At 38.6% G+C, this 26280-nt stretch carries 24 protein-coding genes; 9 read left to right on the top strand and 15 right to left on the bottom strand.

Annotated elements, in window-relative coordinates:
* Positions 1-86: 86 nt before the first annotated feature.
* Both HDE68_RS07735 and HDE68_RS07730 read right to left on the bottom strand, forming a co-directional pair.
* Positions 87-2405, bottom strand: coding sequence for a TonB-dependent receptor (locus HDE68_RS07735; protein WP_183880649.1), 2319 nt, complete (start codon positions 2403-2405; stop codon positions 87-89).
* 149 nt (positions 2406-2554) lie between these two features.
* Positions 2555-2893, bottom strand: a complete 339-nt coding sequence (locus HDE68_RS07730) for a hypothetical protein (protein WP_183880647.1) — start codon at positions 2891-2893, stop codon at positions 2555-2557.
* A 194-nt stretch (positions 2894-3087) separates the two neighbouring features.
* Between HDE68_RS07730 and HDE68_RS07725 the strand changes: the two genes are divergently transcribed.
* The 5 genes from HDE68_RS07725 (at position 3088) to HDE68_RS07705 (ending at position 8016) form a co-directional block, all read left to right on the top strand.
* The gene (locus HDE68_RS07725) at positions 3088-3744 is read left to right on the top strand and encodes a TetR family transcriptional regulator C-terminal domain-containing protein (RefSeq protein ID WP_183880645.1); all 657 of its coding nucleotides are present in this window, start codon (positions 3088-3090) and stop codon (positions 3742-3744) included.
* Positions 3689-5047 carry an ABC1 kinase family protein gene (locus tag HDE68_RS07720; RefSeq protein ID WP_260171691.1) on the top strand — a complete coding sequence of 453 codons (1359 nt, stop codon included), beginning with the start codon at positions 3689-3691 and terminating at the stop codon, positions 5045-5047. Before HDE68_RS07725 ends, HDE68_RS07720 begins: the two co-directional genes overlap by 56 nt.
* Entirely contained in the window at positions 5044-6498 is a 1455-nt protein-coding gene (locus tag HDE68_RS07715) for an SDR family oxidoreductase (RefSeq protein WP_183880643.1), read from the top strand. The genes HDE68_RS07720 and HDE68_RS07715 overlap by 4 nt, the downstream gene beginning before the upstream one ends.
* 197 nt (positions 6499-6695) lie before the next feature.
* Positions 6696-7166, top strand: coding sequence for a nuclear transport factor 2 family protein (locus HDE68_RS07710; RefSeq protein ID WP_183880641.1), 471 nt, complete (start codon positions 6696-6698; stop codon positions 7164-7166).
* A 79-nt stretch (positions 7167-7245) separates the two neighbouring features.
* On the top strand, positions 7246-8016 hold the full coding sequence (locus HDE68_RS07705) for a dienelactone hydrolase family protein (protein WP_183880639.1): 771 nt from the start codon (positions 7246-7248) through the stop codon (positions 8014-8016).
* Here HDE68_RS07705 and hisS read toward each other — a convergent pair.
* The 3 genes from hisS to pdhA form a co-directional block, all read right to left on the bottom strand.
* Entirely contained in the window at positions 8013-9413 is a 1401-nt protein-coding gene (gene hisS, locus HDE68_RS07700) for a histidine--tRNA ligase (protein ID WP_183880637.1), read from the bottom strand. The two genes, HDE68_RS07705 and hisS, sit on opposite strands and share 4 nt — an antisense overlap.
* Before the next feature lie 81 nt (positions 9414-9494).
* Positions 9495-11141: a pyruvate dehydrogenase complex dihydrolipoamide acetyltransferase gene (locus HDE68_RS07695; protein ID WP_183880635.1), complete on the bottom strand. Its 1647-nt coding sequence runs from the start codon at positions 11139-11141 to the stop codon at positions 9495-9497.
* Between the two features lie 32 nt (positions 11142-11173).
* Complete coding sequence (gene pdhA / locus HDE68_RS07690) at positions 11174-12169, bottom strand: pyruvate dehydrogenase (acetyl-transferring) E1 component subunit alpha (protein ID WP_183880633.1); 996 nt, start codon at positions 12167-12169, stop codon at positions 11174-11176.
* Positions 12170-12404: 235 nt separating this feature from the next.
* Here pdhA and HDE68_RS07685 point away from each other — a divergent pair, with 235 nt between their 5' ends.
* Positions 12405-12959 carry a C40 family peptidase gene (locus tag HDE68_RS07685; RefSeq protein WP_041878629.1) on the top strand — a complete coding sequence of 185 codons (555 nt, stop codon included), beginning with the start codon at positions 12405-12407 and terminating at the stop codon, positions 12957-12959.
* Positions 12960-13049: 90 nt separating this feature from the next.
* Positions 13050-14165, top strand: a complete 1116-nt coding sequence (locus HDE68_RS07680; protein ID WP_183880631.1) for a CapA family protein — start codon at positions 13050-13052, stop codon at positions 14163-14165.
* Here HDE68_RS07680 and HDE68_RS07675 read toward each other — a convergent pair.
* A complete protein-coding gene (locus tag HDE68_RS07675; RefSeq protein WP_183880629.1) occupies positions 14162-14347 on the bottom strand; it encodes a hypothetical protein in 186 nt (61 codons plus the stop codon). The two genes, HDE68_RS07680 and HDE68_RS07675, sit on opposite strands and share 4 nt — an antisense overlap.
* 124 nt (positions 14348-14471) lie before the next feature.
* Here HDE68_RS07675 and HDE68_RS07670 point away from each other — a divergent pair, with 124 nt between their 5' ends.
* The gene (locus tag HDE68_RS07670; RefSeq protein ID WP_183880627.1) at positions 14472-15395 is read left to right on the top strand and encodes an SPFH domain-containing protein; all 924 of its coding nucleotides are present in this window, start codon (positions 14472-14474) and stop codon (positions 15393-15395) included.
* A 74-nt stretch (positions 15396-15469) separates the two neighbouring features.
* Here HDE68_RS07670 and HDE68_RS07665 read toward each other — a convergent pair whose 3' ends face one another.
* The 4 genes from HDE68_RS07665 to HDE68_RS07650 all read right to left on the bottom strand — a co-directional run bounded on the left by HDE68_RS07665 (position 15470) and on the right by HDE68_RS07650 (position 20227).
* Positions 15470-17596 (bottom strand): carboxy terminal-processing peptidase, encoded by a 2127-nt coding sequence (locus HDE68_RS07665; protein WP_260171689.1) that lies wholly within the window; start codon positions 17594-17596, stop codon positions 15470-15472.
* Between the two features lie 215 nt (positions 17597-17811).
* Entirely contained in the window at positions 17812-18483 is a 672-nt protein-coding gene (locus HDE68_RS07660) for a hypothetical protein (RefSeq protein ID WP_183880623.1), read from the bottom strand.
* Between the two features lie 20 nt (positions 18484-18503).
* A complete protein-coding gene (locus tag HDE68_RS07655) occupies positions 18504-19346 on the bottom strand; it encodes an isoaspartyl peptidase/L-asparaginase (RefSeq protein ID WP_183880621.1) in 843 nt (280 codons plus the stop codon).
* 5 nt (positions 19347-19351) lie between these two features.
* Positions 19352-20227 (bottom strand): cyanophycinase, encoded by an 876-nt coding sequence (locus HDE68_RS07650; RefSeq protein ID WP_183880619.1) that lies wholly within the window; start codon positions 20225-20227, stop codon positions 19352-19354.
* 563 nt (positions 20228-20790) lie between these two features.
* Between HDE68_RS07650 and cphA the strand changes: the two genes are divergently transcribed.
* Positions 20791-23406, top strand: coding sequence for a cyanophycin synthetase (cphA, locus tag HDE68_RS07645; protein ID WP_183880617.1), 2616 nt, complete (start codon positions 20791-20793; stop codon positions 23404-23406).
* 47 nt (positions 23407-23453) lie between these two features.
* Here the strand turns inward: cphA and HDE68_RS07640 are convergent, their stop codons facing one another.
* The 5 genes from HDE68_RS07640 to HDE68_RS07620 are packed head-to-tail and all read right to left on the bottom strand — an operon-like array spanning position 23454 to position 26279.
* Positions 23454-23909 (bottom strand): PA2169 family four-helix-bundle protein, encoded by a 456-nt coding sequence (locus HDE68_RS07640; RefSeq protein WP_183880615.1) that lies wholly within the window; start codon positions 23907-23909, stop codon positions 23454-23456.
* 51 nt (positions 23910-23960) lie between these two features.
* Positions 23961-24521, bottom strand: a complete 561-nt coding sequence (locus HDE68_RS07635) for a DUF1543 domain-containing protein (protein ID WP_183880612.1) — start codon at positions 24519-24521, stop codon at positions 23961-23963.
* A gap of 3 nt (positions 24522-24524) precedes the next feature.
* Positions 24525-24965, bottom strand: coding sequence for a low molecular weight protein-tyrosine-phosphatase (locus HDE68_RS07630; protein WP_183880610.1), 441 nt, complete (start codon positions 24963-24965; stop codon positions 24525-24527).
* 5 nt (positions 24966-24970) lie between these two features.
* Positions 24971-25771 carry a S1/P1 nuclease gene (locus tag HDE68_RS07625; protein WP_183880608.1) on the bottom strand — a complete coding sequence of 267 codons (801 nt, stop codon included), beginning with the start codon at positions 25769-25771 and terminating at the stop codon, positions 24971-24973.
* Positions 25772-25781: 10 nt separating this feature from the next.
* Positions 25782-26279, bottom strand: coding sequence for a fumarate hydratase (locus HDE68_RS07620; RefSeq protein ID WP_183880606.1), 498 nt, complete (start codon positions 26277-26279; stop codon positions 25782-25784).
* Position 26280: the final 1 nt, after the last annotated feature.

Genomic DNA, 26280 nt, shown 5'->3' with positions numbered 1-26280 from the left:
CAATTATTTTACAGAAAAACCCCGTTCCTTAAACAGGAAGCGGGGCTTTGTCTCAAACGTGTGTGTGTGATGATCGTCTGTGTGTGTTATTTTTTTAATGTAAATGGAAGGTTTACACCAAAAGTGATATTACGGCCCATGTTGTAGATACCAAGAGTTGGATCTTCATCACTCAGTCTTCCAGGTTTAAAACGGCTCAAATGATCATAATAAGCTTTGTTTAATAAGTTTTTACCAGCTGCATAAATAGTGATGTCCTGGTGTTTGCTTAGTTTCAGAGTTGTTCCGATCGATGCGTTTAACAAAGTATAGCCCGAAGTTGGAGTCTCAAAACTATCAATCCTGGTTTGTTTAAAATAGTTATCGATTCCTACAGAAACATAAGAATGTGACGTTCCGGCAATAGTCGGTTCAAAACGCAATTCGTTATGTAAAGTTGCTGCCGGGATAAAAGGAAGGGATTGTTTAGTGGTACGGTTAGTTGCTCTGGTATAAGAGAATCCGTTTTCAAAATGGATAAAACTAACCGGATGTAAAGTTAATGAGGCCTCAACGCCACGTAAAAAGGCATTATCCTGCACAAAGTTATAAACCGGATAATCTCTGCCTTCTACTGTTTTAGTTGTTCCGTCTGTATTGTAATAAATATAATCATTGATATAATTCGCGAAACCACCTAAGCTTGCGCTTACATATTGGTTCTGATAATCAAAAGAAGCATCAAACTGGTAACTCTGCTCTGGCTTAAGATTTGGATTACCTACTTCGTAACGGAATACGCCTTCATGTACACCATTAGATGCTAATTCTGCAATATTCGGCGCCCTGAAAGCACTTCCGGCGTTCGCCTTAAAACTAAAAGCTTCATTAAATTCGTGCGTATAACCTAATGCACCGGTTATATGTGAAAATTTGTTGCTGAATGCAGGATAGTTTGACTCACCGCTAAATTCTTTACCAGTCATTTTTCTGTAGTCAAAACGAATACCCGCATTGAAGGTATCATTATCCCACGTTTTTTTAACGAAAGCAAAACCACCAATTGCCTGGGTATCAAAATCAGGTATTAACTGTTCTTTTCCTGTCGTATTTAAACTGTGAATATATTCTCCTGAAACACCAACTACTGGTGCCCAGCCATTGATTTCTTTGAATGAATATTTAAGGTCGTAACTGTAAGTATAACTGTTCAGGAACAAATCAGGTCCTTCGCCTGCTTCACCAAGTTCTCTGCGTAAGTTATGCTGATAACCTAAAGTTGCTTTTAAACTTCCTTCTCCCAAAAGGATATTACTGTTTAAAGCTATTTTGTAGTGACGAACGTCCTGTTTAGGATAAGCCAGCGTTCTGTCTTTATTCTGAGCATCTGTAAAAGGATTTCCATCAGCATCTACCAGCTGACCAGCATCGTTTCTTACCGGATCGTAGAAACCAATATTAGTACGAAAACTGGATGCATCTAAATGTGCATATCCCCATTTTTTATTCAAACCAATCTGTCCTTCAAAATTAGTCTCATTGAAACCTGAATTAGGGACATATTCTGTAGGCGTTTTATAAGAATAAGCATTTTTATAAGACCCGCGAACCTTGTAAATCAATCCATTTTCATTACCCTGAAGCATTAATGAACTTCCTGACATTCCATTGTTGGTCGCATAATTGGTCAGAAACTCACCTCTCAGTGTACCATCAGGTGCTGGCAATCCATCAAGAATATTGATTACACCGCCCAAAGCATCCGAACCATACATTAAACTTGCAGGGCCTCTTAAAACCTCTACACGATCAGCGCTATACTGATCGATTTCAATTCCATGTTCATCTCCCCATTGCTGTCCCTGTTGTTTAACTCCGTCACTCAAAGTAACGACACGGTTATAACTCAGACCACGGATAACCGGTTTTGAAATTGCCGGCCCTGTAGTGATTTGAGATACTCCCGGAACGCGTGAAATTGCATCCATCAGGTTTGTAGACGGGCGGTATAGTAAATCGGCCTTACTAACCGTGGTTACCGAGGTACTGTTTTTACGGTTATCAGAACTGGATGCTGAACCTGTAATCACAACCTCTCTGCCTTCAATAACACTTGGCTCTAAAGCAAATTCCAGTTTCCCGGGATTAGAAAAATCTACCGATTGTGTGATCGTTCTATAACCTATATAACTTACCTGCACAAGAAAACGTCCGTGCGCCGGTGCATTTTTAAAAGTAAATTCCCCGTTTTGATTCGTAATAGCCGAAGTACGTAAATCGGGAATAGTAATTGAAGCGCCTGGCAATGGCGTCTTAGTCTGAGCATCAATAATTTTGCCTTTAAATTCGGCAACATCAGCAGCAAATGTGCTGTTGAAAATAAAAGCAGATAGCAGTACAACTAAAAGTAGATGTAACTTTTTCATAGTATTCGTTATTTTTTCAATGACATAAAGCTTTCATGAGCTTAAGAGGTCATTCAGATGGTATTTATGTGTGTCTTGTGAATAAATTGCCTATAACGATCCGGTTAAAACCCTTCAGTTATATCAATAAATTAGAATGTCCTGGAAAATCAGACTGCAGGGGGACCACGGAGAGAGGTACCGATTAATGCAGTATAAGCAAATCCTGTAAGCGCATAGTTTCTTACTACAGGTTTGCTTTCGGGTTTTGAATAATAAGGTACCGCTGGAGTATAATAGTCTTTTTCAAAATGTGCGGAACAGATCAGACAGTTATGTCTTTCACTTCCAACATGCACTTTATGCATACATTCTCTACCATCTTTCACGCAATAGTCTGGCAGCTCTTCATGGTGATGAAGAGAGCTCCACGGTGTTAGTGCAATGGCAAATACCCAAAGCAGTAACGTTGCGAATATCCGGTTGATATGTAAGCGTCTATTGTTCAATGAGGCACAAAAGTAAACAAATCTGCATAATTCAGGTAATCTTCAGGTAACAATGATTTTATAGGATGAAAATAACCTGAAAGATCTCTGCAAAAGATATGTCATCCGAATGCTTTTATTCCACTAAAACTTAGCCTATTATAGCAATAGAGAAACTATTCCAGTCTATAAATCGTTAATAAAAGAAAAAAGGTATGGCAACGTCTCAACAAATCAGAACTGCTTACATCGATTATGTATTAACGCAGGACGAAAAACCCAAGTCTGTTTATAGTTTCGTGAAAAAATTAAAGATTTCAGAAGCTGAGTTCTATGAATTCTATAGCTCTTTTGAGAGCATTGAAAAAATGGTCTGGGTTGATCTCACTGTAGAAACTATAGACGCTATCGAACAACAAGAGGTTTGGTCTCAATATTCTTCAAGAGACAGAATGCTTTCTTTTTTCTACAGTTATGTTGAATTACTAAAAAAGCACAGGAGTTTTATTGTATATAGTTTAAAGAGTCATACAGATCGGTTTGCAACCCCGCAAGTGTTATCTGGTGTAAAACCTATTTTTGAGAACTTTGCAGAAGGACTGATCAATGAAGGAATAGAATCCGGCGAACTGGCTGACAGAAAATTCCTCTCCAAAAGATATAAAGATGCCCTCTGGATTCAATATGCTTTTATCATCAACTTCTGGGTTAATGATGACAGTGCCGAATTCGAAAAAACAGATGAAGCTATTGAAAAGGGAATCAATGTGACTTTTGATTTATTTCAAAGATCTCCTATTGACAACCTGTTTGAATATGGAAAGTTTCTATCCAGAAATGGGAAGTTTGCAGAAAATAGGAGTAACCGATAACATGGCAGAACAGAACAGTATTCCCGTAACTAAAACAGAACGTTCCGCTAAATTTGTAAAGACCGGTATCCAGATTGGCGGAAATTATATTAAGCACTATTCCAAAAAACTGTTTAACCCGCAATTGGGCAGGGATGAGCTCAATGAGGACAATGCTACCGATATTTACAAATCCTTAAGTGAACTGAAAGGCAGTGCGTTGAAGATTGCACAGATGCTGAGTATGGATAAAAACATACTTCCTAAATCATATGTTGACAAGTTCACCCAATCTCAATATAATGCCCCCCCGCTTTCAGGTCCGCTGATTGTAAGGACATTTACTAAAAACTTCGGCAAAACGCCAGAGGCCATATATGATAAATTCAACCTGGTTTCTACCAATGCTGCCTCTATCGGACAGGTTCATGAGGCTGAACTGAATGGAAAAAAACTGGCTGTTAAAATTCAATATCCAGGAGTTGGGGACAGTATTTCTTCAGACCTGAAATTAGTCAAGCCTTTTGCCTTCCGTTTATTGGGAATGAGCGAGAAAGAACTCAGTATTTATATTAAAGAGGTTGAAGAAAGACTACTGGAAGAAACCGATTATGAATTGGAAGTGCGCCGTTCTATTGAAATTACTGAAGCCTGCAAGGTTTTAAATAATGTAGTTTTCCCTACTTACTATCCCGAACTTTCGGGTAAAAGGATCATCACGATGGACTGGATTGAAGGCTTGCACCTTAAAGAGTTTCTTCAGACTAATCCTTCTCAGGAACTCAGAAATAAAATCGGACAGGCTTTATGGGATTTTTACAATTTCCAGCAGCATGAACTGAGAGCTGTACACGCAGACCCTCATCCAGGAAATTTCATGATTACACCGGATGAAAAATTAGGGGTCATAGACTTTGGCTGTATTAAAGAGTTGCCCGATGATTTCTACATTCCATTCTTTTCATTGATTTCATCGGATGTGATTAAGGATAAAGATAAAACTATTGAAGCTTTCAGGAAGCTTGAAATGATCCACCAGGATGATGACGCAACACAGATTGAGTTTTATTATAAAGCTTATCTTGAAATGATCCGGTTATTTGCCAAACCTTATACGAGTAAAACTTTTGACTTCAGTCAGCCTGAGTTTTTCGCTCAGCTCTACGCTTTTGGAGAGAAGATCGCTAAAATGCCAGAGTTTAAACAGGCCAGAGGGGTGAAACATTTCATTTATGTCAACCGCACAAATTTTGGTTTATATACGATTTTACAGGAGTTAAAGGCTTTCATCAACACAAATACCTACAATCCGCACATTACATGAAAATCCTGCTGACCGGTGCAAACGGCTATATAGGAACCAGATTATTACCTGTATTATTAGAACAGGGGCATGAGGTGGTCTGTATGGTCCGTGATAAACGCCGGTTTGCTGAAGAATCTGATTTTGATCATCAGGTCAGGATCATTACTGCCGATCTACTCCAACCAGAAACATTGAAAAGTATTCCTGCAGATATTGATGCTGTTTATTATCTGGTACATTCTATGTCCTCAGGAGGTTCAAAGTTTGCTGAACAGGAATTTGAATCTGCTATGCACTTTGTTAAGGCCATACAAAAAACAACCTGCCGGCAGCTGATTTACCTGACAGGTATTGCAAATGACGACCACCTTTCTGTACACCTGACTTCAAGGCTTACCGTAGAAGAGGAATTGAAAAAGTCTGGAATTGCTTTCACAATTTTACGGGCCGCCATAATTATCGGTTCAGGAAGTGCTTCTTTTGAAATCATACGTGACCTGGCAGAAAAATTACCAGTTATGGTAGCGCCTAAATGGGTGAATACAAAATGCCAGCCTATTGCAATACGAGACGTACTGGGTTATCTGACTGGGGTATTAATGAATGAGAAAGCACTAAACCAGATTTTTGATATCGGGGGTCCGGATATTCTGACTTATAAAGAAATGATTCTCCAGTATGCTGTTTCCAGAGGGTTGAAACGCTGGATATTAACAGTTCCTGTACTTACACCCAGACTATCCTCCTTATGGCTCTATCTGGTCACCGCTGTTCCCTATTCATTAGCGAGAAGCCTGGTTGACAGCATGAAAAATGAAGTAATCTGTAAAAATAACCTGATTAAAGAGGTTGTGCCCAGAACATGCTTCACCTATAAAAAGGCTTTAAAGCTGGCTTTTGAAAAGATTGAACAGCATTCTATTGTTTCCAGCTGGAAAGATGCATTAAACAGGGGATATCTGGACACGTCATTTATGGATCAGATCAAAGTACCACAAAATGGGACATTAGAATATAAAGTTAAAATGCCCTTTGAACGACAACCAGAAGAGGTCTTTGAAAACATCTGGAGCATTGGTGGCACCAGAGGCTGGTATTATGCAGACTGGTTATGGAATTTAAGAGGCTTTATAGATAAATTATTTGGCGGAGTGGGTACCAGAAGAGGACGTACAAGCAATACTTCTATTCATGCGGGTGATGTGATTGACTTCTGGCGGGTACTCCTTGCTGATCAGCAAAACTCCAGATTACTGCTTTATGCGGAAATGAAAGTTCCCGGAGAAGCATGGCTTGAATTCAAAGTGATCAGCTTTCACGGACAGTCTTTTCTATCGCAGATTGCAACATTCAGGCCTTCGGGCTTATGGGGAAGAATTTACTGGTATTCCATGTACCCTTTTCACTTTTTTCTGTTTAAAGGCATGGCCAGACAGCTTACTGCCTATGTTAAAAAGACAGAGGTATAGTCGCCACAACTATACCTCTGTTAACCTAAAAACTTGTATATAAGACGTAAATGAACTCAAAAGGTTTCAATGCAATAATAATTTTTTTTAAACATCTTAACATGTTTTCTCTCAAATCAGCGTTGTTAGATCTTAATCTAAGAATATACTGGTAATCAGCATATTTAGTACCATAGAATTATACATATATTAGTGTAATGAAAACTAACGAAGAGCTTATTCATCATTTTTACACTTGTTTTAAGAACAAGGACTTTAAAGGAATGCAGGAATGTTATGCAGATCATGCTACTTTCAATGATGAGGCATTTAGAAATCTAAATGCCACACAGGTACGCAGCATGTGGGAAATGCTCATTAAAAGCGGCAAAGATCTGCGTTTGGAGTATAATCATGTGCAGGCCGATGAGAATACAGGTACTGCAGAATGGGTAGCTCATTATACATTTTCAGCAACCGGAAAAAAAGTGGTAAACAAAATCAAAGCTTCTTTCGTTTTTGAAAACGGCAAAATCGTGAAACATGAGGATAGCTTTAGTTTTTATAAATGGTCCAGCCAGGCATTGGGATTACCAGGGATATTGTTAGGCTGGACAGACTTCCTGAAAAACAAAATCCGTAAACGTGCAGCAGAAAACCTGCGTTTATTTATGGCAGCTAATACTTAATTAGGATTAAACATTCCAGGCCTGTTTTTATTATTAAAAAAGACCTTTATGAACCCGACACAATTAAATAAATAGATAGATGAAACCAGTTCTTACAATCCTTATGACACTTATCGCATCCAGCACTTTTGCACAGCTAAAACCTGTTCCTTACCAGGATGGTACGCAAAAATTAACAGGTCTGGTAATCACACCAGCAAAAAACACACAGAAAAAAGCAGGGATACTGATCCTTCCGGCATGGAAAGGAATAGACAATAATTCAAAAGAAGCTGCAGTCAGGTTAGCACAGCAGGGTTATTATGCTTTTATCGCTGATATTTACGGAGAAGGTAATTATCCAAAAGACACCAAAGAGGCCGGTCAGCAATCCGGTCATTACAAAAAGAACGTTACTAAATATCAGCAAAGAATAAAGCTGGCTATGGATCAGCTGATTAAAGCTGGCGCTGATCCTTCAAGAATCATAGTGATTGGTTATTGCTTTGGAGGTACAGGCGCATTGGAAGCTGCGAGAGCAGGCTTCCCCGTCAAAGGTGTAGTGTCTATTCATGGCGGCCTTGCACAGTATGCAGGAGAAAGACCAGTGAATCCTATTCATACAAAAGTACTGGTATTGCATGGCGCCGATGACCCGTCTATGACTGCAGAACAGGTTTTAGGCTTTCAACAGGAAATGAGGACAGCTAAAGCAGACTGGCAAATGATTGAATATGCAAACGCTGTACATGCGTTTACTGACCGTGAGGCTGGCAATGACAATTCAAAAGGCGCGGCCTATAATGAACTTGCAGCCAAAAGATCATGGAAACACCTGTTATTGTTCTTCGATGAAATATTAGCCAGTTAACTGGCTAATATTTCTGCTTTAAGTATTTCTACAATAGCGTCAGCTGTGATTTTCTGCTGTTCGCCAGTATGCATATTTTTGAAAGTTAATATACCGCTCTGCAATTCATCACTTCCTATCAGGATTACATAAGGAATAGATTTAGCATCAGCATAACTCATTTGTTTTTTAAGTTTCGCTGCTGAGGGATAAAGTTCAGTTGCTATATCTGCATCCCTTAATTGCTGTAATAAGGGCAAAGCATAAAGTTCAGATTCTGTATCAAAATTGCTGATCAGTACTTTTGTACCGGCAGCTGCCGATTCAGGGAACAGGTTTAATTCCTGTAAAACGTCATAAATACGGTCTGCCCCAAAAGAAATCCCAACACCTGTCAGTCCTTTTAATCCAAACATTCCGGTCAGGTCGTCATACCGGCCACCTCCGCAAATACTTCCCATAGCTGCTTCATTTGTTTTTACTTCAAATATGCAACCTGTATAGTAATTCAGACCACGGGCTAAAGTAATATCCAGTTCAAGATCCGGTTGTCTCAGCTCGCTGTTTTTTAATAGTCCATGCACGTAGGTGAATACAGTTTCAATTTCTGCTATTCCTTTCAATCCAACTTCAGAACTTGCTAAAACTTCTTTTAACCTGTCTAATTTCTCCGCATTAGTACCTTCTAACAGAATAACTGGCTTTAATCTTGTAATATCATCTTCAGTAAACCCTCTTTCCAATAACTCTTTGGTCACCCCTTCAAAACCGATCTTATCCAGTTTATCAATTGCTACTGTCATATCGATAATCAATTCTGGTTTGCCAATGATTTCAGCAATTCCAGAAAGAATTTTACGATTATTTAGCTTAATGGTAAAATCAGTCATTCCTAAATTACAAAGGGCTTCCTGATAAATCAGCACAAACTCTGCTTCATTCAATAAGCTTTCTGAACCTACCACGTCTACATCACATTGATAGAATTCACGGTAACGTCCTTTTTGCGGCCTGTCAGCTCTCCATACCGGCTGGATCTGGAAACGCTTGAATGGAAGAGAAATATCGTTCTGATGCATCACTACATAACGTGCAAAGGGCACTGTCAGATCGTAACGTAATGCTTTCTCACTGATAGAGGAAATCAATGCATTGGAATTTAATGCGCTTAAATGAGCTGCATTAGCTTTAGAAAGGTAATCTCCCGAATTCAGGATCTTAAAAATCAGTTTATCACCTTCATCCCCGTATTTACCTGTCAGCGTAGAGAGATTTTCCATCGCAGGTGTCTGTATTTCAGCATAACCATATTTCTTAAATACCTTTTTAATGGTATCGAATATGTAATTACGTTTCACCATTTCCTGAGGTGAAAAATCACGGGTTCCTTTTGCTAAAGACGGTTTAATGTTTGACATGGGGGCAAAAGTACAAAAAGTACAAAAACTAAAGGGCATAAAAAAAGCTGCCGGAGCAGCTTTTTAAATATTTCAATAGGATTAAACCAATAATCTTACTGGTTCTTCTAATAATGCTTTGAATGTTTGAAGGAAGGCAGCACCTGTAGCGCCATCAACCGTACGGTGATCACAGCTTAAAGTAACTTTCATTACATTTCCTGGAACAACAGCACCATTTTTAACTACTGGTACCTGCGAAATCCCGCCAACTGCAAGGATACAAGAATCAGGCGTATTAATAATAGCTGTAAATTCATCAATACCGAACATACCTAAGTTAGATACGGTGAAAGTTGAACCTTCCCAGTCAGAAGGCTGAAGTTTTTTAGCTTTTGCACGCTGTGCGAAATCTTTAACCTCAGCTGAGATACGGGATAATGGTTTTCCATCAGCAAAACGTACTACAGGAACCAATAATCCGTCTTCAACTGCAATTGCTACACCAATGTTAACATGCTCATTGTAACGGATTTTATCACCTAACCATGAAGAGTTTACGTTTGGATGTTGTTTTAAGGCAACAGCAACCGCTTTAATTACTAAATCATTGAATGATAATTTAACCGGAGAGAATTCATTCATCTTCACACGTGCATCCATAGCAGCATCCATATCAATACTCATCGTAAGATAGAAGTGCGGTGCAGTGAACAAGCTTTCTGATAATCTTTTCGCGATTACTTTACGCATTTGAGAAACTGGTTTCTCTGTATATTTTTCTTCTCCGATATATTGTGCAAGAGCTGGTGCTGATTTCTCAGCAGAAGCAGGTGCTGAAGCAGCTTCAGTACCTTTTGCCGCAGCAGGCTTAAAGTTTTCGATATCTTTTTTAATGATACGGCCACCATCAGCACTACCTGCAACCTGTGCAAGGTCTATACCTTTTTCTTTTGCAATTCTTTTGGCTAAAGGAGATGCTTTCAGGCGTGAACCATCAGCAGTATGTGTTTCTTCGTGTGCTTCTGCAGGAGCAGCAGCAGCTTCTTTAACAGGAGCATCAGCTTTGTCCGCAGCAGGTTTTGCCGGAGCATCACCCTGGTTTAAGATACCGCTGATATCAAATCCTTCAGGACCTACTATTGCGATAATACCATTTACTTTAGCAGCAGCGCCTTTTTCTACCCCAATATGTAATAAAGTTCCATCTGCATAACCCATTACTTCCATAGTTGCCTTATCGGTTTCTACATCAGCAAGGATATCATCATTTTTAATTTTATCACCTACTTTTTTATGCCATTCAGCAATTACGCCTTCAGTCATTGTATCGCTTAACAAAGGCATACGTACTACTGTCACACCTTGTTTTTCAAGGTCAGCATCAGTTACCGCAGCTCCTTTTGATTCAGCTTTAGGAGCTTCTTCAGCAGGTTTTGTTTCAGCAGCTTTTTCCTCTTTTGCTGGTGCAGCAGCACCTTCTGCATCAAGGGCAGCTTTATAATCTTCGCCTTCTTTACCAATAACTGCAATTACAGCATCAACAGGAACAGCTTTACCTTCTTCTACACCAATGAAAAGGATGGTGCCATCCCAGTAGGACTCCAGATCCATAGTCGCCTTATCGGTTTCTACTTCTGCCAGAACATCTCCACTTTTAACTTTATCGCCAACTTTTTTATGCCACTTCGCCATTACCCCTTCGGTCATGGTGTCGCTCATTTTGGGCATCTTAACTACTTCAGCCATTCTATAATATCAATTGAAAATAGGTTGTAAAATTAATCTTGGATATATGGATAGTCTTGTTGAACATAAACATCAGTATATAATTCTGATGCTTCCGGCCATGGTGACTCTTCAGCAAATTTCACAGATTCATCCACGATCTGTTTCACTTTAACTTCAATTTCTTCGATCCATGCCTGATCAGCATACTTTTCTTTAAGAATAGTTTCTCTTACTGATTCAATAGGATCTTTAGCTTTATATTCTTCTAATTCGTCTTTAGTACGATATTTTGCCGGGTCAGACATGGAATGTCCACGGTAACGGTAAGTTCTCATTTCTAAGAAAGTTGGTCCTTCACCATTACGTGCACGCTGAGCAGCTTCGTCCATTGCATTGTGAACAGCAACAGGATCCATTCCGTCAACAGGAGCACATGGCATATCAAATCCTAAACCGATTTTATATAGATCTAACATATTCGTTGTACGTTCTACAGAAGTTCCCATTGCATAACCATTGTTCTCACAAACAAAGATTACAGGAAGTTTCCATAACATAGCCATATTGAAGGCTTCATTCAGTGCGCCCTGACGAACTGCACCATCACCCATATAACAAACGTTTACGTTTTTAGTCCCTTTATATTTTTCAGCAAATGCAATACCTGCACCCAATGGTATCTGGCCGCCCACAATTCCGTGACCACCATAAAAATTATGTTCTTTGCTAAACATGTGCATTGAACCACCTTTACCTTTGGAACAGCCGGTAGCTTTACCGTACATCTCTGCCATTATACTATTTGCACTTACACCTTTTGCCAAAGCATGAGCGTGATCACGATAAGCGGTAATCATAGAATCTTCAGGTTGCAATGCAGAAATCGCTCCGGCAACTACAGCCTCCTGACCGATGTATAAATGACAAAAACCACGGATTTTCTGTTGTCCGTAAAGTTGACCAGTTTTCTCTTCGAATTTACGCATTAGTAGCATCGACTCAAACCACTTCAGATAGGTATCCTTATTAATTTCTACTGCACTCATTTTTGGCTATTGATTTTTATTTATGAGAGCAAATCTACTTTTTTATTGTAATATATCGAAGCATTACTGTAAAATGGATGTGATCAATGACCGTAAAATGTTAATAACTCATGCAATTCATCAAAATACATTTGGATAACATATCTAATTTACATAGTTTTGACAACCTGACAATAAGCCTTAGCTGGTGTACGTTTAAGTGCAAGTACCTTTTACCCAAACTTAACAGTGTAACATGATAAAAAAATTTTTGTTTTCTGCCCTTATTGCTTTGTGCAGCGTAACTGCTTTAAACGCACAAACTAAAACAAAAGAAACCAACAAATTAGAGGATCCTGACAACTTAGCTTCCCAATATTTCTCCCAGGTTATGGGTATCGCGGTCGACGCAACTTCAAACGTGAAGCTCTACAAATTCATCTACGAATGGATTGGAACTCCCTACCGGTTTGGAGGAAATACTAAGAAAGGAATTGATTGTTCTGCGTTTACAAAGGCGATCTACGATAAAGTTTTCAACACTACATTGTTAAGAAATTCAAGAGACATCTTCAGTATGGTAGACCCACTACCTAAAGATGAACTAAAAGAAGGAGATCTGGTCTTCTTTAAAATCAGAAGTACAAGAATTACACATATAGGAATTTATTTAGGTGACAACCGTTTTGCACATGCTTCTTCGTCAAGAGGAGTCGTGATCAGCAATCTGAATGAACCTTATTATTCGCGCTTTTTCTATAAAGGGGGCCGGATATTAGAATCAGCCAAAAAAGATTTAATAGAGGAATAACATCTTCTGTCAAAAAAGCTATACAATCCTTCTAGATTCTTTTAGAAGGATTTTTTTATGCCATAAGTATTAAGACAACAACCAATCTCCATGAAACTAAAAATAACGGGCTTTATTCTGCTTGCTTTAATAACCAGCCTTATACTTTTAAGCTGTACAGGAAATGTGAATATGGCTGCCGAAAACACATCAGAAGCAGCCGTAAAAAGGGATACCACGTTAAAAAACAGGAAAGATACATTGACCATTACTGCAGTCGGCGATATCATGCTGGGCTCTGCCTACCCTTCAAAATCTAATCTTCCTGCCGATGATGCAGTTGGCAGCTTCAAAAATGTAGCTTCTTTTTTAAAGGGCGACATTGTATTTGGTAATTTAGAGGGTTGCTTTCTCAACTCAGGAAAATCTACAAAATGTAAAGACACGATAGGTAACAGCTGTTTTGCTTTCAGAATGCCGGAGCGTTATGCGGGAATTTATAAGGAAGCGGGCTTTAACTTATTGAGTGTTGCGAATAACCATGTTGGGGATTTTGGATGGAAAGGAAGAAAACGCAGTGCTGAAATATTGGATTCACTTGGGATTAAATATGCTGGTTTAACTTCTCATCCTTATACGATTTTTGAAAAGGATAGTGTGAAATATGGTTTCTGCGCTTTTGCACCTAATGAAAATACAGTTTCAATTAACCAGGTTGACAGTGCAAAACAATTGGTAGCTTTCCTTAAAAAACAAGTAGATATTGTAATTGTATCTTTTCATGGTGGTGGTGAGGGGGCAAGATTTGAACATGTACCCAGAGCAAATGAGATTTTTTATAAAGAAAACAGGGGAAATGTTTATGCTTTTGCCCATGCAGTAATAGATGCAGGTGCAGATATTGTATTGGGCCAGGGCCCTCATGTGACCCGTGCTGTTGAAGTTTATAAAAATAAATTTATTGCTTACAGTCTTGGAAATTTCTGTACCTACGGTATGTTCAGTTTAAAGGGGCCAAATGGTTTTGCCCCCCTTTTAACGGTTAAGATCAATGGAAAAGGAGATTTCCTTTATGCTGATGTAATTTCTGTTAAGCAGGATAAAGTTCACAGGCTTACGCTGGATACCGCAAATACGGCTTTCAAAAAAATGAGCGCTTTAACAGACGCGGACTTTCCCGGGCATCGTTTAAAGTTTGCAGACCAAAAGATCCGGGTTCAGGATTAAGCTTCGTCTTTTGTGTTCTTAATCAGACTTATACCTGAGAAAAAGAATACTATACTGATCAGGCCCGAAACCAAAAGTTCACGCGTCATCATCGTGTGTTTTACAAATCCAACTCCTGCATAGATCAAACCGATAATGCCAAGGATAGTTAAGATTGTACCAAAAATTCTTTTTACATTCATGATGATTAGGTTAATTCAGATCTTCTTATACAATATCTGTGCCCGGAGTCTTTCAGCATCAGAAGATTCGCATATGATAGTTATTGCGTATCTTGAAAAAGTTTAACTTATTTAATTATTAATCATGAATTACGCCATTTACATTTTTTTCTTCTTTGTTATAGTCGTGCTGTTAAGCTCTTTTGTAACGGTAAAACAAGGGACAATCGCTGTAGTTACGGTCTTTGGAAAATACAGACGCCAGCTTAGGCCGGGACTAAATTTTAAAATACCTCTTGTTGAGGTTATTCACTCTAGAATTTCAATTCAGAACCGCTCAGTAGAACTGTCCTTTCAGGCAGTGACGCAAGATCAGGCCAATGTCTATTTTAAGGCCATGCTCTTGTATTCGGTATTGAATCACGATGAGGAAACTATTAAAAATGTTGCCTTTAAATTCGTAGATGCGACCAATTTAATGCAGGCACTGATCCGTACTATTGAAGGCTCTATCAGGGCTTATGTAGCCACTCAGAACCAGGCTAATGTTTTAGCGCAGCGAAATGAGATTGTAATGCACGTAAAAGAACAGATTGATATTGTACTGGAATCATGGGGTTATCATTTGCAGGATCTGCAATTAAATGATATTACTTTTGATGATGAAATTATGCGCTCCATGAGCCGTGTCGTAGCCTCAAATAATCTTAAAGCAGCAGCAGAGAATGAAGGTCAGGCTTTATTAATTACAAAGACTAAAGGTGCCGAAGCTGATGGTAATGCCATTAAGATCGCTGCTGCTGCCGAACGTGAGGCTGCACAGTTACGTGGACAGGGTATTGCTTTATTCAGGGCAGAAGTAGCGCATGGGATGACTAAAGCTGCTCAGGAAATGGAACAGGCTAACCTTGATATTTCAGTAATTCTATTCACCATGTGGACAGAGTCTATCAAACATTTTGCAGAAAACAGCGATGGTAATGTGATTTTCCTGGATGGTTCTACTGATGGGATGAACAAAACAATGAAAGAAATGATGGCTATGCAATTCCAGAAACCTAAGAATTAATTTTAAAGGATAGTCTATAAAAAAAATGGCCTTCTCTGATTAAGAGAAGGCCATTTTTTTTATTGATTTAAGCCTTATTTCTTTAACTGAATATAGTCTGCCATCACTCTCATACTTTCATCCTGGAAGAAATCAAAGTCTTCATTCTTCTTAATCTTATCGCCTTTTTTAACTGGTGGCAAACCTCTCGAAGCTCTTAACTTATTGGTTTTTTCTAAAGATTTTGCTTCCAGACTATCTCTTTCTGCTTTAAGTTTAGTCTCATTTAACGTTACTGATGTTTCCAGGTCACGTTTTTTCATATCAGCAATCCCCTGAATCAATACTTTATAATCCAGTGATTTTTCCATTCTTGCCTCATGCAGTTTAACCAGTTCTGGTTTAAGTGGTGCCAAATTAGCAACTGGTGTAAAATTCGATCTCTGAACCTCATCCCATGGTAATGCAGACGTTTCAGTATCCTCACCTATTTTATCCATAGGATAGAAAGAAGGTAAAGTGATATCAGGCATTACCCCTTTATGCTGGGTACTGCTACCATTTACACGGTAAAACTTAGCCATAGTTAAGTTAATCTGTCCTAACTGAGGTGTATCTTTTCCTCCTTTAATAGTCAGGCCGGATCCCGGGTTACCTTTCTGAACAAGACTGGCTAAACGCTGCAGTATAGAAGGGTTAACCAGTTTGTTTAAATCAATAGAAGACTGAACAGTTCCTTTACCATAAGTTTGTGTACCGATAATAATTCCTCTGCCATAATCTTGTATCGCACCGGCAAAGATCTCAGATGCCGAAGCACTTAAACGATCTACCATAACAGCGAAAGGCCCGTTCCATGCAGTACCAGGATGCTCATCATTGCTTACCTCTACATTTCCTTTTAAGTCTTTAACCTGAACAACAGGGCCTTTATCAATAAATAACCCTGTCAGGTCAATTGCTTCCAGTAAAGAACCACCGCCATTGGCACGAAGGTCCATTACGATCGCATCTACTTTATCTTTATTTTTCAGGGTATCAATTAATAGTTTTACATCACGTGTTGTGCTTTTGTAATTTGGATCACCAGCATTAGCTGCTTTGAAGTCGGCATAAAATGCAGGCACACTAATGATCCCTATTTTATAGGTTTTACCATTAGACTCTATACTTTTTACTTCTTTTTTAGCAGACTGATCTTCCATGACAATCTTCTCTCTGGTCATTTCAACAATGATAGGTTTAGAAGACATATCCTGACCTACAGGAATAATTTTCAATCTTACCTTAGTCCCTTTAGGACCTTTGATCTTTGCTACAGAGTTATCTATTCTCCAACCGATAATATCTTCAAACTCTCCGGTAGCCTGTGCTACAGCAATGATCCTATCTCCGGAATTCAATTGTTTACTTTTAAAAGCCGGTCCTCCCGGAATAATCTCCGAGATTTTCAGAATATCGTTTTCTAATTGCAGACGTGCACCAATTCCTTCAAAAGAACGTGCCATATCTTCATTAAACTGTACAGCTTTAGCCGGGTTAAAATAATTGGTATGCGGATCAATAGTTTCCGTAAAGGCATCCATGATCATCTGAAATACATCCTGATTATTTAATTTAGAAGACTGTGACTTCAGGTTCTGATACCTTTTAGTTAATGTTTCTACATTTTTGGCTTCTGGTGTACCCGCTATTTTTAAATTGATCAGTTCATATTTAACTCTCTTTTTCCAAATGTCATTTAAGGCATTGGTAGAAGTTACCCAGGGCATTTTTTCTCTGTCAAAAACATAAGTATCATTCTGATTGAAATCATATTTGTCTTTGATATGAGCGATAGCATAATCAAGGGTTTCATTATATCTTTTAGAATAAACATTAAAGATATAAAACGGGGCACTTAAATCGCCTGCTCTGAAAGCATCATCCAGTGTCGTACGGAACCTTTCAAAATCTTTAATATCTGAAGCCAGAAAATAACTTCTGTATGGATCTAATGCCTTGATATATTTATCAAGTACGAGAGATGAAATAGAATCATTTACCGTGAGTTTCTTATAGTTGTAATTTTCTATGAGCGCAACGATCTCCTTACATACCAAACTCTGTTGCTCATCAGGCTTAATATTAGGGATACCTTCAACCAGCTGTTGTGGTTTTGGAGCGGCAGAGCAAGCAAGTACAGCTGCAGTGAAGGTTACCAGTAATATTCTTTTTAACATCTCTTTAAATAATTTAAAATCCATTTTTATTATAACAACCAATATGATACCAATTTCTCAAATAAACAGAAAAGAGACAGCATTATACTGTCTCTTTTCTGTAATCTTTATCAAATATAATGAAATTCGCTATAACAAGACCTGAATTAACGATTAAAAAACAGGATAACACACAAATAAACAGCATTTTACATCCAAAAAAACACGGATTATTTTTATTTTAAAACCGATCTTTTTTCTGCGATAGAGGTCCTTGCTTGTTTAAACTGCCCGTTAAACTGATTGATTTTTGATGTTTTAGCGAATAACTCTGCACGGTTAACATCTTTTAAAGCAAGTGAAAATTCTTTTTTTCTCAATTTCACCTGTACAAGACCTAATATCGAATCAATATAAGCCGGGTTATTATTAACCTGTCTGGCTAAAATTCCCTGCTGAGTAAAAAACCACATCGACTGTGTCAGCTTATTCGCAGCCAGATAAATTTTACCCAATTGATTATAAGAAGCCATTTGTCCGGACCTGTTTCCATAACGGGAATAGGTTTTAAGCGCAACATTTAAAGTAACCTGTTCTGCCTCTGTATAATGCTCCATTAAGTAATGAACATTGCTTAGCCTTAGCAGGGATGCACCGTAACGGGAAAAATTCTTAGAGTTATTATATTCAAAGGCAGCCTTTCCAAATAGGGTAATTGCATCATTTAAATCTCCGCTCTTTTCATTCTTTTCGGCCTGTTCAAAATAGAAATCACCATCTGCTCCGGATACAGCAATAGTGATAGAACCATTGTTTGACAGTGGTTCCTGCTGAACAAAAGTATTTGTTTGTGCCATTGCCGAACCGGAGAATCCCAGGCATAGCAGAGCGAAACAGAGTTTATACATATTACAAATATATATATATTTTAGTTAAACACCTGTAAACTAAGATCAAAAGAAGCCCACACCATATAAGGATGTGAATCAGTATGGTAAATTTCGCCAGCAGCACTTATGCCAATTACACCCGCAAAGCCATCTATAGCTTTAAGTTCGGTGAAAGATTTATCACAGGCATCTTTCAAAGTAAAGCCATCAGTAACCCTGGTAACTATCCTTGCAGACAAGGCTACGCTAACAATATCTTCACCCACACCAGTACAGGAGATACCTGCGTGGGCGTTGGCAAAATTACCCGCTACAGTAGCAGAATCACTTACCCTGCATGGAATTTCAAATCCTTTTCCTCCCGTAGAGGTACCGGCAGCCAGGTTCCCTGCAGCATCGAGAGCTACACAACCTACTGTTCCTTGTCTATGCTGCTGATTAAGTTTCAATTCATATTCAGCTAAACGCTGAGGTATAATGGGATCAAAATAAGTATATCCATTTTCCCTGGCGAAAGCCAAAGCCCCCTCCCCGCTTAATACACTGTCTTCATAATTTAATAATAAGGAAGCTATTTCGATCGGATGCTGAACATCTTCGATATTAATTACACCGGCAAATTTCTGTGTTTTTCCATCCATCACAGATGCACTTAATCTTACTTTACCGTCGCTTTGAATCTGTGAACCTAAACCAGCATTAAACAGCACATTATCTTCCAGCAGCTTAATTGCATAAGCTACTGTTTCCAACGCGGTATGAGCTTGCAGATAAGCATGAGACATTGTGGCAATCTCTGCTAAAGCATCTTGCTTTGCTTTTTTAGTTTCCTGATTTGTGGAGGATTCACTAAAAAAACCACCGTGAATAATTAACTTCATAGGAATTAAGCTGTAGGTATAACCTTAGGATGATGAATAGTTAACTGATGTGCAGTAAGGTCATAAATATCTCCGTCACACATCACATGTACGATCATATTTTTGATAGAAACAGGCTGCCCCATTTCAACATCAGTCAGGTTCGTATCAGACATACTTCTGCCATCTACAAGGATAACCATTCCAGAACCTATCGCCTCCATCGTATTTCCGTTTGAGATATACAGACCGGTATCTTCACCTAAACCAATTCCAAGTATTCCCGGGCTGCTGGCCGTTGCATAAAGCAGACGACCAATACGTCCACGCTGTACAAAATGGGTATCAACAATTACGCCGTCTATAAATCCTAATCCGGCAGTAATCTTCACTTCGCCTTTCAGTAAAGCATCTTTACTGTTGCCCTGATAGATCATGTTTTTGGAACTTGCCGCAGCACCTGCTGATGTTCCTGCAATTACGACTTCTTCGTTTGCATACTTATCAAGTAATATCTCATGTATAGCTGTACCTCCAAAAATAGAAGACAAACGGAGCTGATCTCCACCTGTAAACACTAATACATCGGCTGCTTTAACACGTTCACAATTTAACAGATCATTTGCCTGCTCTCTGTTCACGATGTTTAATACACCTACATCATGGACGTCAAGTTGTGCGAAGGCTTTTATATATTCTTCTCCGACTTTTTCGGGAACCAATGAGGCTGTAGTAATAATTTCGAAACGGGATAATGTATCTTTTACAGATTCCGTAGTAATACGTTTTAAAATACCACGCTCAAAAAAATTCATATTCTGAGGCAGACCAAACTGTGTTTCAGTAAAACTTCCTGTATTTATTGCACCACCAATAATTATCAATTTGCCTTTTGGAGCCATTTTATTTATTTTCTTAACCTAAAATCTCAAATATATATGCATTACTTTAAATATTACCATAATTCATCAATAATCTGTGTGCAAACAACAATTATTCCTTTATAATCCAATTCTTTGTTTAAATTTATGCACGTTTATGTTTAATTGTTTTTAAGCGGATAACCTACACTATTTATAAAAAAAAATCGTATATTAATTACCTGTTTAATAAGTGTTTTTGATAATAAAATCCAATCAGACAACAACTGGTCATTATCCATATATAGTTATTATTGAAATTCAGAACAGAACAACCTAAACCAGGTGCCCCTCAGGGACAACAGGTTTTTGCTAAAAAACGTTATCTATAAAAAAATGAGCATAAATGGGCTTCAAATAAGTCGCATTACCTAAAGACGGGCGGATCAGCCCCAACCTGTTAAAACAATAATTCTTTCGAACAATAGACAACATATGAAACCTGCCTGGCCCTTTAGCCGGCAAGCTTCATCACCATTAACAACGAAGTGCTCTTGAGAACAATTAAAAAAATAAGTACCTCGAAAAAAAACAATAGAAAATATATGAAAATACTCGGCATTCAAGTGCTAAGGGGACCAAATATCTGGTCGGTCAACAGAAAAAAACTAATACAAATGAGATTGGATCTGGAGGACATGGAACAACGTCCTACAAATTTAATTGATGGGTTTGGTGATCGTCTGGAAAAAATGATTCCAAGTTTATTTACACACAGATGCTCGAAAGGTGAGCCAGGAGGTTTCTTTGCCCGTATCAAAGAAGGGACATGGATGGGCCATGTCATAGAACACATTGCCCTTGAAATACAAACTCTGGCGGGAATGGACACTGGTTTTGGAAGGACAAGACAGACTAAAACTGAAGGAACTTACAATGTTGTTTTCAGTTATCTGGAAGAAAAAGCTGGCATTTATGCCGCTGAGGCCAGTGTTAGAATTGCCGAAGCCTTAATTGATAATCTGGACTATGATCTTGAATTTGATATTCACAGATTAAGAGAGTTAAGACAAATGGAACGCCTTGGCCCAAGTACCGGCTCTATTGTAGATGAAGCAATCGCAAGGGATATTCCATGGATCAGACTGAACAAAAGTTCTTTAATTCAGTTAGGGTACGGTAAAAACCAGGTGCGCTTCAGAGCTACCATGACAGAAAAAACAAATAGTATTGCTGTTGATATTGCAGGTGACAAAGACGAAACTAAACGTATTTTAAAAGATTCTGCCATACCGGTTGCAAACGGAGTTACCATCTCTGATATCAGCGAACTGAATGATGCCATTGAAAGCATTGGTTTTCCTCTTGTATTTAAACCTCTCGATGGTAATCATGGTAAAGGTGCATCTATCAATGTAAAAACACCAGAAGCTGCAATACTTGCCTTTGAACATGCTAAAAAGTATTCCAGAAGAATAATTATTGAAAGCTTCATTACAGGCTACGATTTTAGAATACTGGTTATTGATAACAAAATGGTAGCAGCAGCATTACGTGTACCAGCCCATGTGACTGGAAACGGAATTGCGACTGTTCAGCAATTGATTGATAAAGAAAATGAAGACCCACGCCGCGGATATGGACATGAAAATGTCTTGACAGAAATACTTGTTGACCGTGACACGATGGATCTGCTTTCTAAAAAGAACTATACATTAGAAACAATTGTACCAAACGGAGAGCTTGTTTATTTAAAATCAACAGCTAATTTAAGTACTGGCGGAACATCTATAGACGTTACAGATCTTGTCCATCCTCAAAACATTTTCATTAGTGAACGTATATCCCGTATCATTGGTCTGGATATTTGCGGTATTGACGTCATGGCACAAAACCTTACACAACCACTCACAGAAAATGGCGGTGTAATTCTGGAAGTCAATGCTGCACCGGGGTTCCGTATGCACCTTGCACCAAGTGAAGGCCTGCCAAGAAACGTTGCCGCTCCGGTTATTGATATGTTATACCCTCCTGGTAAAGCAAACAGAATCCCAATCATTGCAGTTACTGGCACCAACGGAAAAACAACTACGACCAGGCTAATTGCACATATCGTAAAAAGCAATGGTACCAGAGTAGGTTTCACTACTTCGGATGGTATTTATGTTCAGAATACCATGCTGATGAAGGGCGATACTACCGGCCCTGTCAGTGCAGAATTTATATTGAGAGACCCTACCGTAGAATTTGCGGTATTGGAAACTGCAAGAGGTGGTATCTTAAGAGCCGGACTCGGATTTAAACGCTGCGACATTGGCGTGGTAACCAATATACAGGAAGATCACCTTGGAATTGCAGATATTCATAGCCTGAATGATCTGACCAGGGTAAAAGCAGTGGTGATTGGTGCTGTTAAAAGAGACGGCTGGGCAGTATTAAACGCAGATAATAAATATTGTGTTAAAATAGCTGAAAATGCAGATTGCAAAGTCGCTTACTTTAGTATGGATGAAAACAATCCTGTTATTGTAGAACATTGTAAAAAAGGTGGTTCCGCAGCAATTTATGAAAATGGATATATCACGATTAAAAAAGGAGACTGGAAGATCAGGGTTGATAAGGTTACCCATATCCCGCTGACTTTTGGGGGTAGCGTAGATTTCATGATCCAAAACGTACTGGCTGCAACATTATCTACTTTCCTTTGGGGATATAAGATTGAAGATATCAGGATGTCACTGGAGACTTTCATCCCTTCGGCTGCACAAACTCCGGGAAGAATGAACATCTTTAAATTCAAAGAGTTTAAAATCCTTGTAGATTTTGCCCATAATTCTAATGGATTCAACGGGATCAAAGACTATTTGAAAACTATTGAGGCCACTGAACATATTGGGGTAATTTCTGGTACTGGTGACAGACGCGATGAAGATATTAAAGAAACTGCCCGTATTTCGGCACAGATGTTTGATAAGATTATTATTTGTCAGGAAAGATATCTGCGTGGCCGTCAGCCGCAGGATATTATAGATCTGCTGATCTCCGGAATAAGGGAAGTCAAACCTAATATGGAAATTATCATTAATAATGATTCTGCTGACTGTTTAAGGTTCCTGATTGCGACAGCAAAACCAGGCTCATTTATTACTATTCTGAGTGATACTATTGACAGTGCAATAGAAAAGGTAACAGAATATCTGGATAAGGAATTCGGTATCTAAATAAAAAAAGCCGGAGATTATCTCCGGCTTTTTTTATTTACAAAATATTATGCAGTCTGATCTCTTAATCCTTTAATCTGATCGTGTGAAGCACGCAGATTAACTTTTTGTTCTTCAATCAGACTTCTTGTAGGAGCAGACAAGTCTTCTTCCTCTAAAGCCATTTTATAAGCTTTTTGTGCTGCGTCTTCTCCAGCTTCGCAATTGTTCAGTATCGTTTTGCGATCGTGTCCTGTGAATACTGCTTTGATATCCATCCATGCACGATAAATCTTACCAGAAGTTGTAGTTCCGGTTTCTAATTCAGTTCCCGTACCCTGAACCGCAGAAGCTAAAGCCAACTTGTTTTTATGGCTTTCTGCGATCATTTTAACAAATAAATCTTTCAGATCGCTATTTTCCGGTGTTAATTCATGAATAGCTTTTTCATACCCTGCTATACGATCATTGTTAATTTGAATCAGGTCATTCAGTGTCTCCGGGTTTACTTTAGTATTTTCCATATCTCTAACAAAATTGATGTCAGAGGTTAACATGCTCCCCCACGAAAAGTTTTACAAATTTTTCAATGGAAGATATCCCAGGTGGATTTCGTCCTTAACAACCGTTTCAGAAGCTGATATTAAAATTCTGTATTTTTCTTTCACCCCGGAAGGCAAAACATCTTCAATTTCAAATAAGTCATCTACATCAACACCATATTTATCATCGATATGAGAGGGCGCTCCGGCAAAACCTGTATGCAGAAAAAATGCAGATTCTTTAGCTTTTCTGATCACTTCGGCTTTATCAGCTCCGATCAAAAGCATTTTATAATGCAGCTCATCAAATTCATCTTTTTTATAGCCGCCCAGGTTAAGAAAGAACAAAGCTTCTGCTGCTTGTCCGGAAGCCGATTCTTTTTCAACAATCTGTATCTGGAATCCTTCAACAAAGTTAACTTCCCTCCAGGCGTCCACATGTATTCTACCATCAGCTTCGGGCCAGAAATTCAATATCCCGGGAATCAAATCTTTTAAACAAGTTCCTACAGCAAACAACACATCATGCTGTTCCGTATTCCTTCCAGCAGGTTTACATCCCAATAATAATTGATATAATTTTAGAGATCCCATTCTTTATTTTTTTAATTCCTCAATCAATCTTTTCGCTCTTTCTTCAATAGTTAAAAAAACCGGATCAAATAACTGATCATCAAAATAAGGATCTGTAACTTCCTGATCTTCTGTTAAAAACAGCCTCACCTTTTTACGATGCTCCTCATTTGCAGCCAGTTTTAATACATCCCGCAAATTGTTTTTATCCATGACCAGGATATGATCAAATTCATCAAACAGCTCTTTTCCAAAAAGACGGGCACGCTGTCTGGAAATGTCATAGCCATAATTTTTAGCAATGGCTATACTACGATGATCAGCAGGCTGACCGGTATGCCAGTCCCCTGTCCCTGCTGAGGCCACTTCCCAATTCAATTTTTCCTCAGCAATTAACTGCCTCACAATCCCTTCTGCAAGAGGAGAACGGCAGATATTACCTAAACAAACCATCAGGATCTTCATCTTTATTAAGCGTAAATTTCGTTAATAATCTGTGCCAGACGCACACCGCCTTTTAGCAACTGCTCATTCAGCAGGTCAATAAAATCAAAATTATAACGGTAGCTCAATTTATCATCCGCTTTAGTCTTGTCATATATTTTATTACAAGCCATGTAAGATTCATAAACTGTTTCCTTTAAAGAATCATGGCTCCATTTAGAAAACTGCTCTTTTGAAGGATGATTAATCGCTTCCGCATATTCTGTATAGCTCAACTGCTGTCTGTCGATCAGGTCCTCATCCCAGACACGGTGAAGATTAGAACGCTGTCCAAACCACATGACACTTATTTTATTACCACCAAGGTCTTCTTTTCTGGCTGTATGCATCGGCTGATGAACATCACCCACCATATGTATCAATAAGCGCATAGCCCATTGTTGCTTCTCTGCAGTACTTTTTTTATCCTTAAGGATCGCAATCATCTCAGGGATCTTATTATACACACTAGCTTCTTTACTTGTTTCCAGGAAATTAAACACTCCATTCTGATCTAAATCAGCAGGAAGGTTTACATAATGCCAGCTATTCAGATAATTGTAAGCTGTATCTGACTTTATAAAATCCGGCCAGTTACTCGCAATTGCCATGCTTTCATTTCCTAAAACCTGTTTTACTGCTTTACGGGCTTTTGCTGTCAGATAATAATCAGCAATCTGTCCAACAATTCTATGCCCTGTCTGTCCCCAGGCAGCGGCGTTCAATGGCAGGTAGGCAATCAGTGCGACAGCGATACAAACCCTTTTTATTTTAACTACTGAAATCATTGTTTTTATTTTATAATTCTTGTGGTATACACGTGATTTTCTTTTTCAGGACAAGATTAACATCCCGCTGATCACTTAAACTTTGTAAAGAAAGATGAGTGGCATCTTTTGATTTAATCAGGAAACTTTTCCTGTATATGCCTATGGTATAACAACCGGAAACCTTTTGCTTATAATTGGATTTTGTATAGGTACCTTCCAGAAACAAGCTATCTTTTCTTACCTGATATACACCTTTTGCATATTCTTTCCAAACCCCGTTATTGTAACAGGGATCTTCATAATAATTGACTTTAGAGTGCGTAGTCAGGTCAACATAGAAAGAATCACAGGTAATTTTTATCTGGTGCTGTGTATAATTCATCAGTTTAGCTGCACTGGCAATACTATCCTGGCTCCAGACACCCTGTAAAAATTTCTCTCCATTACCCTGAACATTTGGGCGTCTCTCACAACTGAGAAACGCCGTCAAACAAATTAGAATAATCAGATAATGGTATCTATTCATA

The organism is Pedobacter cryoconitis (genome assembly GCF_014200605.1).
Classification (GTDB): Bacteria; Bacteroidota; Bacteroidia; order Sphingobacteriales; family Sphingobacteriaceae; genus Pedobacter; species Pedobacter cryoconitis_B.
Note: the sequence above shows the minus strand (reverse complement) of the source record. Positions and strands in the feature narration are given on the sequence as shown.

Bases quoted from the DNA above. Each gene is read 5' to 3' on its own strand.
- HDE68_RS07695 (WP_183880635.1), bottom strand. From the start codon at position 11,141: ATGGCTGAAGTAGTTAAGATGCCCAAAATGAGCGACACCATGACCGAA.
- HDE68_RS07725 (WP_183880645.1), top strand. From the start codon at position 3,088: ATGGCAACGTCTCAACAAATCAGAACTGCTTACATCGATTATGTATTA.
- HDE68_RS07650 (WP_183880619.1), bottom strand. From the start codon at position 20,227: ATGGCTCCAAAAGGCAAATTGATAATTATTGGTGGTGCAATAAATACA.
- HDE68_RS07705 (WP_183880639.1), top strand. From the start codon at position 7,246: ATGAAACCAGTTCTTACAATCCTTATGACACTTATCGCATCCAGCACT.
- HDE68_RS07655 (WP_183880621.1), bottom strand. From the start codon at position 19,346: ATGAAGTTAATTATTCACGGTGGTTTTTTTAGTGAATCCTCCACAAAT.
- HDE68_RS07670 (WP_183880627.1), top strand. From the start codon at position 14,472: ATGAATTACGCCATTTACATTTTTTTCTTCTTTGTTATAGTCGTGCTG.
- HDE68_RS07710 (WP_183880641.1), top strand. From the start codon at position 6,696: ATGAAAACTAACGAAGAGCTTATTCATCATTTTTACACTTGTTTTAAG.
- HDE68_RS07685 (WP_041878629.1), top strand. From the start codon at position 12,405: ATGATAAAAAAATTTTTGTTTTCTGCCCTTATTGCTTTGTGCAGCGTA.
- HDE68_RS07680 (WP_183880631.1), top strand. From the start codon at position 13,050: ATGAAACTAAAAATAACGGGCTTTATTCTGCTTGCTTTAATAACCAGC.
- HDE68_RS07630 (WP_183880610.1), bottom strand. From the start codon at position 24,965: ATGAAGATCCTGATGGTTTGTTTAGGTAATATCTGCCGTTCTCCTCTT.
- pdhA (WP_183880633.1), bottom strand. From the start codon at position 12,169: ATGAGTGCAGTAGAAATTAATAAGGATACCTATCTGAAGTGGTTTGAG.
- HDE68_RS07640 (WP_183880615.1), bottom strand. From the start codon at position 23,909: ATGGAAAATACTAAAGTAAACCCGGAGACACTGAATGACCTGATTCAA.
- HDE68_RS07675 (WP_183880629.1), bottom strand. From the start codon at position 14,347: ATGAATGTAAAAAGAATTTTTGGTACAATCTTAACTATCCTTGGCATT.
- HDE68_RS07620 (WP_183880606.1), bottom strand. From the start codon at position 26,279: ATGAATAGATACCATTATCTGATTATTCTAATTTGTTTGACGGCGTTT.
- HDE68_RS07735 (WP_183880649.1), bottom strand. From the start codon at position 2,405: ATGAAAAAGTTACATCTACTTTTAGTTGTACTGCTATCTGCTTTTATT.
- hisS (WP_183880637.1), bottom strand. From the start codon at position 9,413: ATGTCAAACATTAAACCGTCTTTAGCAAAAGGAACCCGTGATTTTTCA.
- HDE68_RS07665 (WP_260171689.1), bottom strand. From the start codon at position 17,596: ATGTTAAAAAGAATATTACTGGTAACCTTCACTGCAGCTGTACTTGCT.
- HDE68_RS07625 (WP_183880608.1), bottom strand. From the start codon at position 25,771: ATGATTTCAGTAGTTAAAATAAAAAGGGTTTGTATCGCTGTCGCACTG.
- HDE68_RS07660 (WP_183880623.1), bottom strand. From the start codon at position 18,483: ATGTATAAACTCTGTTTCGCTCTGCTATGCCTGGGATTCTCCGGTTCG.
- HDE68_RS07715 (WP_183880643.1), top strand. From the start codon at position 5,044: ATGAAAATCCTGCTGACCGGTGCAAACGGCTATATAGGAACCAGATTA.
- HDE68_RS07635 (WP_183880612.1), bottom strand. From the start codon at position 24,521: ATGGGATCTCTAAAATTATATCAATTATTATTGGGATGTAAACCTGCT.
- cphA (WP_183880617.1), top strand. From the start codon at position 20,791: ATGAAAATACTCGGCATTCAAGTGCTAAGGGGACCAAATATCTGGTCG.
- HDE68_RS07720 (WP_260171691.1), top strand. From the start codon at position 3,689: ATGGAAAGTTTCTATCCAGAAATGGGAAGTTTGCAGAAAATAGGAGTA.